Below are 14,426 nucleotides of genomic sequence, written 5' to 3'. Positions count from 1 at the left end.
CAATAACAACTAACCAATAACAACTAACCAATAACAACTAACCAATAACAACTAACCAATAACAACTAACCAATAACTAAAGTCCTTTGAGGAGCGATCGCCAATCCCGACAGCGTTTGAGGTAAATGCGAGCTACCCGATCGCTCGGATTTGTCCGCAAACACTCTTCAAACAATTTTCCCGCTTCTCGGAACTCCTTGCGATCGCACAATAACATCGCTTCAGTATATACGGGCAAATTTGCTAGCTTCGCCCCAAGAATTTCCGCAGGATCTGCATCAAACACCTCATAGACTATGACATATTGAGATTTTCCTTTAACCTGTACTTTATCCACAATCCGAATAGCATAATCAGCAGGATTTCGCAACCGTTCCAAAGTCTGCTGAGAAATTAACAGAGGTACGCCGTAATCTTTAGTCAACCCTTCAATCCGAGATGCCAAATTAACAGCATCACTAATCACAGTGGTGTCCATTCGGCTTGCGCCGCCGACTGTCCCCAGCATCAAAGAACCCGAATTGATACCAATGCCAATTTGAATCGGGATGTAGCCGACACTTTGACGGTGTTGGTTGTAATCACTCAGGGTATGTAGCATCGCAATACCAGCTTTCACAGCATCATCAGCACAGTCACTAAATAAAGCCATAATTGCATCGCCGATGTATTTATCTATAAAGCCATTATTGCTAGTAATAGCCGGCTCCATCCGCGAGAGGTAAGCATTGATAAAATTGAAATTTTCTTGCGGTGTCATAGTTTCCGAAAGCGTCGTGAAGTCGCGGATGTCGCCAAATAACACCGACATTTCCTCCTGCACTTGGTCGCCTAAATTAACATCAAGAATACTTTCATATCCCAATAAATTTAAAAATTGATGCGGCACAAATCGCCCGTAGGCATCCGTTAAGTCTGATTCAACATCCAGGGATGTCTCTAAATTTTGATTGAGGTCAAATAGTTTTTTAATCAATTCGTGACGGTCGGTTTCAGCTTGTTTACGTTTCGTGATATCTTGAAAAATTGCGATCGCAAAAGCAACTTTACCAGCCTCGTCAAAAATTGGCGTTCCCCAACCTTCAATGGGAATTTTCTTGTCTGGTTGATGAACTTCCATATCGTCAGCAGTCGAACTTTCACCCCTAAAAGCTCGAACGATCGGCAAATTATCGAAAGGGTAAATAGTATCAGTTCCCGCGATATAAATTTGATAAATATCTGACAAATTCTCAACTGCATTTAAGTGCAAAACTCCTTTACCGAGTAACTGCTGTCCGGCGTGATTGACGTAGTAAGGTTTGCCTTGAGAATCGAGCACGGCTACGCCTATTGGAATCGCTTCCAGAAATTGAGCCAGCTTAATTTCGCCTTCCCGCACCGCCTCCAGTGCCCGATCGCGCAACTGGGTTTCAACCGTATCAGAATGTTGAGCCGTAGTTTCCAGCAAGATTTCCAGATCTGCTTTTTCCTCCTTCAAGTCTGCCACTTGCTGGCGCAATCTTTCTATCTCTAAAAGTAGCTGTTCTCTAGATGGTTGTTCTTCCAGCATAACCCGAGAATTTGCACCTCTACTAACAGAAAATTGCTCAACAGCCTGCATCATAAAAGTAACCGCGTGTCTATACTAATTCCAACTGCAAACCAGGCATCAGGCGTTGCAAATTCTTCAACGATTTACCCTCCCAAGCTATGGGTTGAGAGCTTTGTGCTGCCATTTGCACCCGAGCTTTTTTGCGCTGCTCGATTATAAACTTCGACAGCATATTTATGCCCGAACTGTTCAAAAATTCTAACTGCTGCAAATTGAGGGTAATTTTCGCCGGTTCGGAGTCGGCCACCTCGCCGAGCAACTGTGCTATCGGCGGGTACACCCCAAGCCCGCTCAGCCTGAGAGAGCCAACAAAACTCACGGTTGCCGTTGCTGGATCGTAGCAGGTATGGTAATCTTGTGTCTGAATTTCCATTGTCGCGAAAAAGTCCCTTAGATATTAAGGTAAATTTTTGAGGATAGCTCAGCCGATTCATTAAAGGGATTGCGAGGGATTTTTTGTTCATAATCGATTTATTTCAACAATATCTTACTAAAAAAGTAGCGATCGCTACTAAAGTATTTTTGACTCCGCCCAACAACGGATACAGGCTGCCGCAGGACTGTGGAAAGTTCAAAATCTTAGACTTTTGTAACACTTTCGCACTCTTTGGTGATCAACCGCGTTTGACGGGCAAAAATACTGCATCCAGACCTTTAATCCCGATCAAATCCCGGTTTATGTGGCATTGATGCGTCCAACACTGTTTGCTTAAACCTCCGGTAATTCATCTAAAATTTACCATCTACTATCTAAAATTTAAAATATACAATAATATAAAATCTACAATCTACAATCTAAAAATGACGCTTCGATCGCACTTTAAGAATAAAATGCTACAATGAAAATAATTGGCTGAAGTTGTAATGCCTGCCCGTTCTGCGGAAACAGATTGTGCTGCATCGGTTTGAGAGCGCTCGCTCAGCTCGTCTCCCACAGTCTAAAACACCTTTAGTAGTTTTGGGACAATCGATAGTTATTTGTACTGAGATTCTCGACCACCATCAGATTCTTTTCAGAATATTTACTTAGGGCTACATTTTTCTAGATACCCGCAGATTAAAAGTAAAAATTAATTAATAACTCGGTAGTGCAATTTTCTTGAAACATCAGCACCCGCAGCGAAGATAAAATACTTGTGCCGCACCGGCCCTCAAGTCGGTTCTGCACAAAGCAATAAATGGCAGCAACAGCAGTATCTAAATAAACATTTCAGTTATGGACGCATCTAGACCCCAAAAACCCGATTTCTGACTACCGGTGCGTCCGGGACTGTATTTGCTTTTGAGCGATCGCTCTCGATCGCGCCAGAGTGTAAAGTGAGGCAGAAGACCCATGATCGAACGAAGCTCCGAAAATAACTCTCAAAAAAATCAAAACCGAACCCAAAAGCAACCGAATCCTTTGATATTGGCTGTCGTCCTGACAGGAATTGTGGTTTGGGAAATTTATCCGCCGCTCGTACATAGCGCCGAGGCTAACGCGGTAGCTCTCAAAGATTCCCTCCCCCGGTGGGAAAGCCCAGAGCAGTCAACGGCGCTTTCTCAAAAAATTAGCTCTTCCCGATTAGCACTAAATAGTTTAATTTCCTCTCCCGACAATTTGGCAGAAAACGCGCGCCCAAATCCCCCCAAACAATTGCCGGCAACTGTAGCAGCAGAAGTTCGCCAAGATTTGTCGCGCCAAACTGGAATTGCTGCTGACAAGTTGAAAGTAACTGAATCGAAACTGCAAAGTTGGCCGAATACTTGTTTGGGGCTGGCGAAGGCTGATGAAATTTGCGGTCAAATGATTGTGGAAGGTTGGCGGGTTGTAGTTTCTGACGGCCGCCAAACTTGGGTTTACCGCACCAATGCTAGGGGAAATGTGTTGCGCTTGGAAAAGAAAGTTAGTCATTAGTCATTAGTCATCGGTCATTAGTTTTTAGCTGCTGCGGTATCGTAACTGCTGTGTCGTTACTAAAAACCAATAGACATCTCCTAAAAAGCAGATTTTGAACAGGCAGGATGCCTGTTCCACAATAATTATGGGAGATGTCCGACTTCTAACTAAGAATCGAAAACTTAATAACTTAAACACCTCCTACAGTCTTCTCTCCTGTAAGTTGCCCTCTCGAAGGAGGCAGAGCCTCCGCACCTGCATTACCAGGCTCTTCCTGGTAAGGAGCAAAGCCAAGTACAGAGGCGGTTTCAACCGCTGTCTTATTTGGGAAGTTGATTTCTTTCTATGATGCCACCGCCCAACAGCACGTCTCCGTCATACCAAACTGCGGCTTGTCCGGGAGTAATACTCAACTGCGGTTCGTCAAAAATTATCTTGACTCTTGTACCGCAGGCTTTTTCGTCGGCTTGGGAGGTTTCTACAGGAATAATTGTAGCGGGGACGGGTTGCGATCGATAGCGAATCTGTACAGAAGCCCGAATCGGAGCAGTCGGTGCGGCGACAGAAACCCAATTTACTTTCTGGACATTACACTCAGATTCTACCGCCAACTGGCGATCGCCCACAATCACCCGATTAGCACCAGCATCAAGTTCAATCACATATAGCGGTTCCGGTGCAGCGATGCCGAGTCCTTTCCGCTGGCCAATGGTGTAGTGGTGCACACCGTCGTGCTGTCCGAGCACCCGCCCGGCCTTATCTACAATGTCACCCTTTTGCGGCGCAATGTACTTATCCAGAAAAGCCCGCATCGAACCGTTGCTTTCCACCAAGCACAAATCCTGACTTTCCGGCTTATCAGCGGTTGTCAAGCCAAATTCCGCCGCAATTCTGCGAGTTTCTGTCTTGGTAATTTCCCCCAAAGGAAACTCCGTACCTGCGAGCAAATCTTGTGTTAAATCATACAAAAAATAAGACTGATCTTTGGCTGGGTCGATCGCCCGCAGCAACTGATAGCGACCCGTATTTGTATCATAGGTAATGCGAGCGTAGTGTCCCGTCGCAATCTTTTCAATTCCTAATTCTTCGCGAGCATACTTGAGCATCGGCCCAAACTTCACAGTTTTATTGCACTGCGAACAAGGCAAAGGCGTAACTCCTGCACTGTAACCGTCCACCAAATAATCGACAATACTTGCTTGAAAGACCTCGCGGCTGTCCACAATGTGGTGAGGAACGCCCAAATCTTCGCAAAGTTTAGCGGCATCGACCATTCCCTCAGAGCAGCACTGACCTTTGCCTTTCATCAGCCACAGCGTTAAACCCACCACTTCATAGCCCTGATGGTGTAAAATTGCGGCTGCTGCGGAACTATCGACCCCGCCGGAGAGGCCTACAACAATCTTGTTCATGATTCGGAGAGAATTTGCTATTTTACTGTTACTTTGTGCGATCGAGCTAATTGATTATACCACAAGTATACTACAAAATGGTACTGCTGCTGTTAGCTGAAATTTTAGCACTAATAAGTAAAGCCAGCTAATTAAACGTAAAATACCGATCGCTCAAAGGCTTACTGCGTATCTCTTCCTTCTTCTTCCTTCTTCCCTCTTCCGACTTCCATCGGACTGATGACGTTGTACCGAAAGCTCGGAGGCGACAGCACTGATGACTAATGACTGATGACTGATGACTAATGACTGATGACTAATGACTGATGACTAATGACTAATGACTAATAACTAATGACTAATGACTTCTTCCCTCTACGTATGACTATTCAAAAATTTGTTGTCACCGCCGACCAAATGCGGCAAATAGAAGCGAGAATATTTGCTGCTGGAATGCCAGTAGCAGCTTTAATGGAAAAAGTCGCCGGATTGATTGCTAAACGCATTCAGGCGCTCTTGAAGGAAGAGGAAAGTTCGGTAACAAGCAATGTACGGGATTTAACGGATAGCAGGAAAAGGGAAGAAGGGAAAAAGATTGTTAATTCGGCGTTGCCAGCGATAGGCGTATTGGTTGGGCCCGGACATAACGGCGGCGATGCTTTGGTTGTGGCTCGCGAATTGCACTTTCAAGGATTTCCCGTAGTTATTTACTGCCCGTTTTCTAAGCTTAAAGAACTCACAAAAAGTCATGCTGATTATGCCCGTTATTTAAAGATTCCCTTCGTTGACAAAGTTGAATCGCTGAACAACTGCGATTTACTAATTGATGGTTTATTTGGGTTTGGATTGGAACGAGAAATTACTAATCCCACAGCCGCAGTTATTGAGGAAATAAATAATTTAAACATACCCATTTTTAGTATAGATATTCCATCGGGAATTCATACAGATACCGGAGCAGTTTTGGGGACTGCAATCAGGGCAAAACATACATTGTGTTTGGGATTGTGGAAAATGGCTTTTCTGCAAGACCAAGCGTTAGAATATATCGGCAGTTGTGAATTAATTGATTTTGATATTCCCGTCGCAGATATTGCAGCAATATTGGGTGATTCGCCAGCAATCCAACGCATTACCAAAGCATTGGCAATCCAGCATTTGCCCTTGCCCCGATCGCCAATTTCGTACAAATACACCAACGGTCATTTACTAATTATTGCAGGTTCCCGCCGCTACACCGGAGCCGCAATTTTGTCGGCGTTGGGAGCAAGAGCAAGCGGTGTCGGAATGCTGTCAATTGCTGTTCCTGAGTCGATTAAACCGATGTTGAGCAGTCATTTGCCAGAGGCTTTAGTTATCGGATGTCCTGAAACTTCAAGCGGTGCAATTAGCGAGTTGCCGGTAGCAATAGATTTGAGCAGTTACGATGCGATCGCCGCTGGGCCCGGTCTGACATTGGAAGCCGCGATCGCTGTAGAATCTCTACTGGATAGCGATCGACCTCTGGTTTTAGATGCCGACGGTTTAAATATCCTCGCTCAACTCGGCACAATCCCGATTTTGTCGGAACGCCGAGCACTGACAATTATCACGCCTCACCAGGGCGAATTTAAGCGTTTGTTTCCCGAATTAGCCGGCAAAACAGGCGATAGTCGAATTGCCGCAACTCAAGCCGCGGCTGAGCTTTGCGGTGCAGTCGTGTTGTTCAAAGGAGCGAAAGTTTGCATAAGTTGGAAGGATGACGGCGATTCCCTACAGGATAGCTACGCCGCGCGTACCGTCACCTATCTCAATCCCGAAAGCACCCCAGCCCTCGCCAGAGGGGGCAGCGGCGACGTTCTCACGGGCTTGTTAGGGGGACTGTTAGCAGGTGCGTTAGCGAAGCCCTCGAAGAGGATCGCCCGCAAATCCCCAGCTCAAGCAGTGGCAGCAACAGCAGTTTGGTGGCACGCTCAAGCCGCAATCATGGCAGCCAAAGAACGGACAGAATTAGGAGTAGATGCCTTTACATTGACACAGTATTTAATACCTACATTACGAGAATGCGATCGGGAAACAATCAACAGTATTTTGTAGCCCTTGCACCGCGCACCGAAGCCGTTAACAATTCACACTTTGCTAACTCAAACGAGTGACACTCAAACGAGCGACACTCAAACGAGTGTCGCTTGAAAAAGTGACTGTGCAATCATAAAACCTAACAGTTATACCTGAAATATCAAAGACCAAAACTTAAATCTGGAAAGGAATCACATTATGTATACCGAAGAAAGAAGCACGAACAATGAAACTATGGCTCTCGCGGCCGATACTACAGCTCAATCACATATTGCATTTGCTGAAACCACTAGAGTCAACAAACCCACTTTACAAATGGGTTCAACAGGTCAAGCTGTCAAGGAACTACAACAGCTTCTATATCATTGGGCATATTATTTCGGCCCGATTGACGGTATCTTCGGCGTGCAAGTTCAACAAGCAGTCAAAGCCTATCAACACCGCGTCTTCTTAAAGGAAGATGGGGTTGTCGCTTCCCTGACTTGGGAAGCACTATACTCTGGTGCACCTGTGAATATGCCCATCCTGATGAAAGGCAGTTCTGGTAATACTGTAAAAATTGTTCAGAATGTCCTCAAAATCAATGGATACTATTTCGGTTCCATTGACGGATTCTTCGGGACAATGACAGATGTAGCAGTGCGACAATTGCAAATTAGCAAGGCTTTACCGCAAGATGGAATTGTCGGCTACAGAACTTGGCACGCCCTCAGCAAGTTACCGCACTAATGACTGGTTGGATTCACTTTATTTCTTAGTCCGCGCAGGCGGACTTCGTTTTTGTAGGCGCGGTTTCAACCGCCGTCTTATCTTTTCCTAAGTCCCTAATTATCCTTGATAGGAATGCTGTGCACCGGAAGGGCGATCGCAAATTCTGTTCCCCTTCCCGGCCACGAACAACATTCTAATGTTCCCCCGTGTTTTTTTCTGACTATATCCTGGCAAATTGGCAGTCCAAATCCGGTCCCTTTACCTTCTACTTTGGTTGTAAAAAATGGCGTAAACAATTTTTCTTTGATGTTTTCTGGCATCCCAATTCCATTGTCAGCTATCCGAATCTTTACGGTAGGATCGATAAGTTTTTCGCCCAAGTTGGCAACAGAGGTCGAAATTGTAATCGTATTGGGGTTGCTCTCAATCTCTTTGTAGGTTTTACCAACATTAGATTCTTCCAGAGCATCGATCGCGTTGGCTAGCAAATTCATAAATACCTGATTCAGTTGCCCCGGATAGCATTCTATTTGAGGCAATTCCCCGTAATTTTTGATGATTTTAATGGCAGGGCGATCGCCAGACGCTTTCAACCGATGTGCTAAAATCATTAATGTGGTATCAATTCCTTCATGAAGATTGGCCGGTTTTTTCTCAATCCCGTCGCTACGCGAATAATTTCGCAAAGATTGCATGATGTCGCCAATACGATCCGTTCCCAATCTCATCGAGTCAATCATCTTCGGCAAATCTTCTACTAAATATTCTAATTCAATCGCTTCTATTTCATCTAAAACTTGTGGCCCTGGCTCGGGAAAGTTGTCTTGATAAATTTGGAGTAAATTTATTAAATCGCTAACATATTCTTTGGCATGATGCAAATTGCCAGAAATAAAGCTGACGGGATTGTTCACTTCGTGGGCCACTCCAGCCACGAGTTGTCCGAGTTGCGAGATTTTTTCTGTTTGAATTAATTGTGCTTGAGCTTGTTGCAGTTGAACGAGTGTTGCTTCTAAATCTTCAGCTTTTTGTTTCAATTCAGCTTCTGATGTTTGCAGTGCTATTTCGGCACGCTTGCGATCCCTAATATCCCGATTAATCACCAAGCCGTGGGGTTTACCGCCGTACTCAAAAAAGTTTCCTTTTACCTCAATATCGCACAGCCTACCGTCTTTTCTCCGTATGATAGCTTGACAGGTAAATTCTTCGCCTCGGCTGACAGTTTGTTGGAATTCGACGAATGAATGCAAATACTCTGGAAGAATATAATCGGACGGATTTAACTGCAAAAACTCTTGCTCAGAATAGCCAAATATTTGACAGAATGCGGGGTTAACTGCAATGACTTTACCAGTCTCCAAATCTATCAGCGAAAGTCCGTCTACTACTGCCTCAAATATGCTGCGGTACTCCTGTTCTTTTTGGATAAGTTCGACTTGGGACTTTTGCAGGCTTTCGAGAGATTCAGCCAACTGGCGGGATTTGTGTTGTTCCCTGGCGTAGATACGGGCGTTTTCAATGGCGATCGCCGCTTGTGCCGTTAACAGTTGCAACAGTTCCAGGCGATCGCGCGTAAATGCTCCTGTTGCCAGATTATTCTCTAAATACACAACGCCAATCAACTTGGTTTGATACAAAATCGGCGCGCATAAAATCGATTTTGGTTGGCAATTTTGAATGTAACTATCCGCTTGGTACATTGTTTCTTGACTTGCATCGCTCAATACCAGCGGTTGCTGAGTTATCCCAACATACTTGACTAGAGAAATAGGAACATCTGAACTGTTTTCAACCAGCATTGACTCCTGAAATATTGCTGAGTCATTCAGGTTAGTATCCGAGACTTCAACAAACAGTTGCTCGTCTCTTTCTAAAAGAATACAGCCTTTCTGTGCGCCAGCATTTTCTAAGATAATATGCAGCAGTTTTTTTAACAACTTTTCTAAAACAATTTCACTATAAATTGCCCCAGAGGCTTTGATTACCGTTGCTAAATCCAAAATATTAGCATGACTAGATGTACTCGCAGTTACAGTTGCACCGATCGGCGACTCGACAGTTTCAGGAAATAAATTCCCATAGTATTGTTCGAGTTGGCGGACTTTCGCTGTTGCGCCCCACTGGATGTAGCAAACTCTGGCATTGCTGAGATAATTTTTGACGAAAATCAGCCGATTTTGGGATAAATAAAATCGGGCAGCTAATTCATTAATCAGCGCTGCATCTTGAATGAAGCCGTTTTCTATTGCGAGGGCGATCGCACTATCGTAGCATTCTGCCGCCTCATACTTTTGTCCCGACAACCGCGCCGCTTCCGCCCGGATTGCTAAATATTTGTACTGATAATTTGCAGGGCAGTTTTTCGCAAACTCTCGAAGTTCTTCCAGGCAAATGTTAAGCTGTTCTAGGTATAGTTGGCGATCGCCCTCGCTGGCATTTGTACAAGCAGCAGCAAGGGCTATAGCCCGGTGGAAGCAAAAAACCGGACTCAGAAAAACGCCCGCAGCACCTGCCAAAAATTTAACACCCATATTTGCATATTCTAATGCTCGATCGACCTCCCCAAACCAATTCGCCACGGTTAGTCTGTAGAGATAAACCATAAAAGAAGTCATCAAATCTGCCGACGCTTCAGCAAATTCTAATAGCGACTCTTCGTCGATGAAAGTTAGGGGGTTTTCTACACTCTCGGAAGCACGAGTAAGCCGAGCAATTGCCGATTTATTGAGCATAAAAAATGCTAGCATATTGCGGTCAATTTTTTGCAAGATCGGTAAAAATTCCTCAATAACAGCGGTGGTTTTTTGCAGCGATTCATTGCCGAAAAAGCTGAACCAAAGACAATTAATCGCAGCATATCCCGACCACTGATAAGCACCTGTCTCTAAACCGCTATTAAAAGATTTGAGGATAAAAACCTTGGACTCATCAATATGTTTGATGTAGTGCAAACAAGCCCCCCACAGCAAGAAAATATAAGCACTTAACTCTTTAGTATCCCAGCGTTCGTAGAGAGTTAAACCCAGTTCTCCTGCTGCCAAACCAGCCTCAATTTCGCCATATTTAACAATCAAAGTAAAGGCATACACAATGTAGCCAAAGGCGGAAATCCGGCAATTTCCGTGTTCGATTGTCGCCTGCACCAACTTCATCGCACACAAAAATTGAGCGTTGGGACTGGTAAAGTAAGCAATGGGGTAAAGTTCTTTCAAAATCCGGTGGGCGGCGAGTTGCAGCGGATCGGTGAGTGTCGGTAAATCGGCTAAATCTGCGATGGATTCCCCAATCATCTCCTTCGTCTTCGCCAACTCCCTGAGCAAATACCCATCATCCGGGTACGATTCAAACTCAATTCCCAACAATTGCAGCGTTTCGATACCTAACTGATAAGCAGCAGGCAAATCATTTTTCATCCGCAGACAAGTCATTTTAAACTCATTAATTCGACACCGTTCTAAAAATGTCTGAGTTCGAGGCAAAATGAAGTCTAGAATTGCCAAAGCTTCGTCATTTTTCCCATTCAAATATTCAGCTTCGCCCAATTCAAAATACAGCGCCAAAGTTAACACATAATTATCTTCCCAGCTTTGGGCCGGCAAACAGTTGCAGCCCGACTGGAAAAAACTTAGCGCCGTTTCAAACGCAGAAGCAGCTTTCGCAGTTTTGCCAGCCTGCAAATTTAACTGGGCTAATTCATACTTTTCGTTTAACTCGCAAATCAACCCGCCAGCAAAATTCAAATGATTGACAATATCAAAAATTCGTTCTTCCCGTTGGGCTGTGGTACTTCTGTGCAGCAACAAACGCCCGATCGCCAAATGAACAGGTTCTTTCTGTGCGTCAAGAATCATAGCATAAGCAGCTTGTTGAACGCGATCGTGCATAAATTTGTAGCAGACATCTCCGGCCGTTTTCCCCAACTTATTCAACTCTTCCGGCTCAAATACTTGCGGAATTCGATAGCTATTACCTACAGGTAAAATCAAGCCCATCTGCAACGCTTCCCACAAATCCTGCGCTGTTTGAGTCCAAATTTGTCCGCTAGCAACCGACAGCACATCCAAACTAAACTGATTGTTTATACAAGCAGCTAATTGCAAAATTCGCTGGGTTGCAGTTGACAAAGTTTGAATTTTATTTACCATCAGATCGACAACGTTTTCAGAAATTTCCTGGCTTTGAATATGTTTAATATCCCACTGCCACTGGGCAGCCTGCGGGTCAAATCTCAACCAGTCTTTTTGATGCAAATATTTCACCAATTGTTTAAGAAAAAATGGATTTCCGTCAGTTTTTTGCACGAGCAAATTCGCCAGCGGACTCGCTGTTTCAGCAGCACATCTCAAAGTTTCAGCAATTAGTTGAATGGCGCTGTCAATTGTTAGCGGTTCTAAAGTAATAGCTGTTATCGGAATGCCAGCGGCTCGAATTCCCTCATTCGCTAGCATAAATGGATGCGTCGAACCGACTTCGTTATCCCGATAAGCCACAATTACTAGCAAGTAAGGGATTTTTGCGAGGCAATTTTGTTGGTACAAATTGACTGTTGCAGCATCTATCCACTGGCCGTCGTCGAGAAACATTACTAAGGGATGTTCGGCGGTAGCAATTGCTTGAAGTAACTGCTGCATCACTCGGTTGAAGCGGTTTTGAGATTCGATCGCCCCGAGTTCTGCTACGTCTGGTTGCGGGCCTAAAATTAACTTTAATTCGGGGATGGCTTCGATCGCAATTCGAGCATTCGCATCCAAAACTCGCAGCAATTTTTCTCGCCACAACTCAATTTGAGCTTGGCTTTCAGTCAAAATCTGCTGCACCAAACTCCCCATGGCTTGATTAAAACAAGCGTAGGGAACATTGCGCTTGAATTGGTCAAATTTGCCCGAAACCAAGTATCCGCGCTGCCTGGTTAAATTACGCAGAATTTCGTGGACTAATGCTGATTTGCCAATCCCGGAATAGCCACCGATTAAGATTATTTCGCTGCTGCCTTTGCTGACTCGATCGAAGGCTTGCAATAATTGTGCTACTTGTTTTTCTCGCCCGTAAAGTTTTTGCGGAATTAACAACTGACTCATGGCATCTAGTTGTCCGGGAATAAAATCAGAAATTTTCCCTGAATCCTCGATTTGATTCTGGCAGCGTTCTAAATCTGCTAACAATCCGGTTGCTGTTTGATACCTGTCTCCGGCATTTTTTGCCATCAGTTTTTCCGCAATTTGGGTCAAAACTGGGGGAATTTGCGGATTTAATTGTTGAAGAGGAATTGGTTGTTTGGCAATGTGACAGTGGACTAATTCCAGCGGATCTTTGCTGTCAAATGGCAATTTTTCTGTCAGCAATTCGTAAAAGGTGACACCTAGAGAGTAGAAGTCGCTGCGGTAGTCTACAGCGCGATTCATCCGCCCGGTTTGTTCCGGGGACATATAGGCGAGGGTTCCTTCTAGGCGATCGGGATTTTTTAAGTGCGGGGTTTCTTTATTTAACCGCGAAGCAATGCTGAAATCGGCAAGTTTTACTTGCATTGTTTCGGGGTTGATTATAATATTAGCTGGCTTGATGTCTTTATGAATAATTTGATTTTGATGCAGGAATACTAACGCTTTTGCTAATTGGATGGCGATGTTTAAGAATTGGGCGATCGCCAATTGGTAAGGCGCCGTTGCTGCGGCGGTAACATTTGTGCTGCTGGCTGCATTCTGGGCCCTTGCTATCCACTGTTCGAGGGAGATGCCTCCAAAATCTTCTAAGACTAATACCAAGCAATTCGGGTGAGTTTCTAGGCGATCGACTTTGACAGCGTGTTCGCAATCGAGATATGCGGCGATCTGATATTCGTGTTTTAAGCGAGTTATTTGTTCTAGGGTAGGATATTCTGTATTTAAAACTTTGAGGATGGCAGGCTGTCCGTTTGTCAGCGACACCGCCCGGTAAATAACCGTGTTAGTTCCTTGATGGATGAGTTCTTGCAAGTCATAGTCAGAAATCCTTAAAGCTGGCAGCATAATTTTTGATTCCTGTCAGTATATTGATTTCTAATTCTAGAGTGCACCATGCTGAATACAAAAAATAGAGAGAAATTACCGAGATAAAAAGATTAAAAGACTACCTATTTAAACCAGGTTTATACAAACAAAATCCTGCGATAGCGGGTTGAAAAAGAGTGGACGGTTGAAATTCCATTATTTTTGCGAACCTGCAGGCAAGTGCACGCAATTTTGACTACTGGCGCGGTTTCAACCGCCGATGGTTTCGATCTAGCCTTTGATGAAATCTTCTAATTTCTGAGCCATCTTCTCTACAATTCCCTCGGAATTATCTGCCGCTGATGCTTCGGCTTCAATACGCTTCACCGCATCCTCTGGAAGATTCAGCAACTGCACTAATTTTTGATAAGCGGCAGCTTCTTCGGCGTTAATTTTTGGTTCGTCGGGAGTGCGAGAACTAGAAGCAATGACTTGATAGCCTAGTTGCAAAACTAATTCCTTTTCTGCTTGAGTTTCTAATTGGCAAATCAACTCGTCAAGGGGAATATTTTGCATGATATAATCCCGGAGTTCCTGTTGCATTGATTCTCGATCGGCATCCGTAGCAAACAAACTGCAAAAGCGATCGAGCATTAAATTAACTTCTGCTGTGGCGAGTTCGCCGTCAGCCCAGGCCATTGAAGCAACTATTCTCAGCAGGTTCATTTGGCGGGGCGTAATTGATGGAGGTTGTGGGGTTTGCATAATTTAAATTGGTAATTTGTTATTAGTTAGTTGTTAGTTGTTAGTTGTTATTTTTTATTTGT

The 14,426-nt window shown here is 44.4% G+C and carries 9 protein-coding genes; 3 read left to right on the top strand and 6 right to left on the bottom strand.

Going from position 1 to position 14,426, the window contains the following annotated elements:
- Positions 1-76: 76 nt before the first annotated feature.
- The 3 genes from QUA97_RS23595 to QUA97_RS23585 all read right to left on the bottom strand — a co-directional run bounded on the left by QUA97_RS23595 (position 77) and on the right by QUA97_RS23585 (position 2,929).
- On the bottom strand, positions 77-1,552 hold the full coding sequence (locus tag QUA97_RS23595; protein ID WP_333196460.1) for an adenylate/guanylate cyclase domain-containing protein: 1,476 nt from the start codon (positions 1,550-1,552) through the stop codon (positions 77-79).
- Between the two features lie 70 nt (positions 1,553-1,622).
- Positions 1,623-1,967, bottom strand: a complete 345-nt coding sequence (locus QUA97_RS23590) for a slr1659 superfamily regulator (RefSeq protein WP_194065988.1) — start codon at positions 1,965-1,967, stop codon at positions 1,623-1,625.
- An 824-nt stretch (positions 1,968-2,791) separates the two neighbouring features.
- A complete protein-coding gene (locus QUA97_RS23585; RefSeq protein ID WP_194065989.1) occupies positions 2,792-2,929 on the bottom strand; it encodes a hypothetical protein in 138 nt (45 codons plus the stop codon).
- Between QUA97_RS23585 and QUA97_RS23580 the strand changes: the two genes are divergently transcribed.
- Positions 2,928-3,491, top strand: a complete 564-nt coding sequence (locus tag QUA97_RS23580) for a hypothetical protein (protein WP_194065990.1) — start codon at positions 2,928-2,930, stop codon at positions 3,489-3,491. The two genes, QUA97_RS23585 and QUA97_RS23580, sit on opposite strands and share 2 nt — an antisense overlap.
- 302 nt (positions 3,492-3,793) lie before the next feature.
- Here the strand turns inward: QUA97_RS23580 and mnmA are convergent, their stop codons facing one another.
- Positions 3,794-4,885: a tRNA 2-thiouridine(34) synthase MnmA gene (mnmA, locus tag QUA97_RS23575; protein ID WP_194065991.1), complete on the bottom strand. Its 1,092-nt coding sequence runs from the start codon at positions 4,883-4,885 to the stop codon at positions 3,794-3,796.
- A gap of 360 nt (positions 4,886-5,245) precedes the next feature.
- Between mnmA and QUA97_RS23570 the strand changes: the two genes are divergently transcribed.
- Complete coding sequence (locus QUA97_RS23570; RefSeq protein ID WP_333196462.1) at positions 5,246-6,940, top strand: NAD(P)H-hydrate dehydratase; 1,695 nt, start codon at positions 5,246-5,248, stop codon at positions 6,938-6,940.
- Between the two features lie 180 nt (positions 6,941-7,120).
- Positions 7,121-7,651, top strand: a complete 531-nt coding sequence (locus QUA97_RS23565; protein ID WP_194065992.1) for a peptidoglycan-binding domain-containing protein — start codon at positions 7,121-7,123, stop codon at positions 7,649-7,651.
- Between the two features lie 95 nt (positions 7,652-7,746).
- Here the strand turns inward: QUA97_RS23565 and QUA97_RS23560 are convergent, their stop codons facing one another.
- Both QUA97_RS23560 and QUA97_RS23555 read right to left on the bottom strand, forming a co-directional pair.
- Entirely contained in the window at positions 7,747-13,638 is a 5,892-nt protein-coding gene (locus QUA97_RS23560) for an ATP-binding sensor histidine kinase (protein ID WP_333196455.1), read from the bottom strand.
- A gap of 252 nt (positions 13,639-13,890) precedes the next feature.
- Positions 13,891-14,364 carry a tellurite resistance TerB family protein gene (locus QUA97_RS23555; RefSeq protein ID WP_194065994.1) on the bottom strand — a complete coding sequence of 158 codons (474 nt, stop codon included), beginning with the start codon at positions 14,362-14,364 and terminating at the stop codon, positions 13,891-13,893.
- Positions 14,365-14,426: the final 62 nt, after the last annotated feature.

Origin of the sequence: Microcoleus sp. CZ3-B2 (genome assembly GCF_036705055.1) — a bacterium.
Lineage (GTDB): Bacteria > Cyanobacteriota > Cyanobacteriia > Cyanobacteriales > Microcoleaceae > Microcoleus.
This window is presented reverse-complemented; position numbering and strand designations above follow the sequence as displayed.

Excerpts from the sequence above, each read along its gene's own strand:
- QUA97_RS23585 (WP_194065989.1), bottom strand. The coding sequence starts at position 2,929 with ATGGGTCTTCTGCCTCACTTTACACTCTGGCGCGATCGAGAGCGATCG.
- QUA97_RS23560 (WP_333196455.1), bottom strand. The coding sequence starts at position 13,638 with ATGCTGCCAGCTTTAAGGATTTCTGACTATGACTTGCAAGAACTCATC.
- QUA97_RS23590 (WP_194065988.1), bottom strand. The coding sequence starts at position 1,967 with ATGGAAATTCAGACACAAGATTACCATACCTGCTACGATCCAGCAACG.
- QUA97_RS23595 (WP_333196460.1), bottom strand. The coding sequence starts at position 1,552 with ATGCTGGAAGAACAACCATCTAGAGAACAGCTACTTTTAGAGATAGAA.
- QUA97_RS23565 (WP_194065992.1), top strand. The coding sequence starts at position 7,121 with ATGTATACCGAAGAAAGAAGCACGAACAATGAAACTATGGCTCTCGCG.
- QUA97_RS23570 (WP_333196462.1), top strand. The coding sequence starts at position 5,246 with ATGACTATTCAAAAATTTGTTGTCACCGCCGACCAAATGCGGCAAATA.
- mnmA (WP_194065991.1), bottom strand. The coding sequence starts at position 4,885 with ATGAACAAGATTGTTGTAGGCCTCTCCGGCGGGGTCGATAGTTCCGCA.
- QUA97_RS23555 (WP_194065994.1), bottom strand. The coding sequence starts at position 14,364 with ATGCAAACCCCACAACCTCCATCAATTACGCCCCGCCAAATGAACCTG.
- QUA97_RS23580 (WP_194065990.1), top strand. The coding sequence starts at position 2,928 with ATGATCGAACGAAGCTCCGAAAATAACTCTCAAAAAAATCAAAACCGA.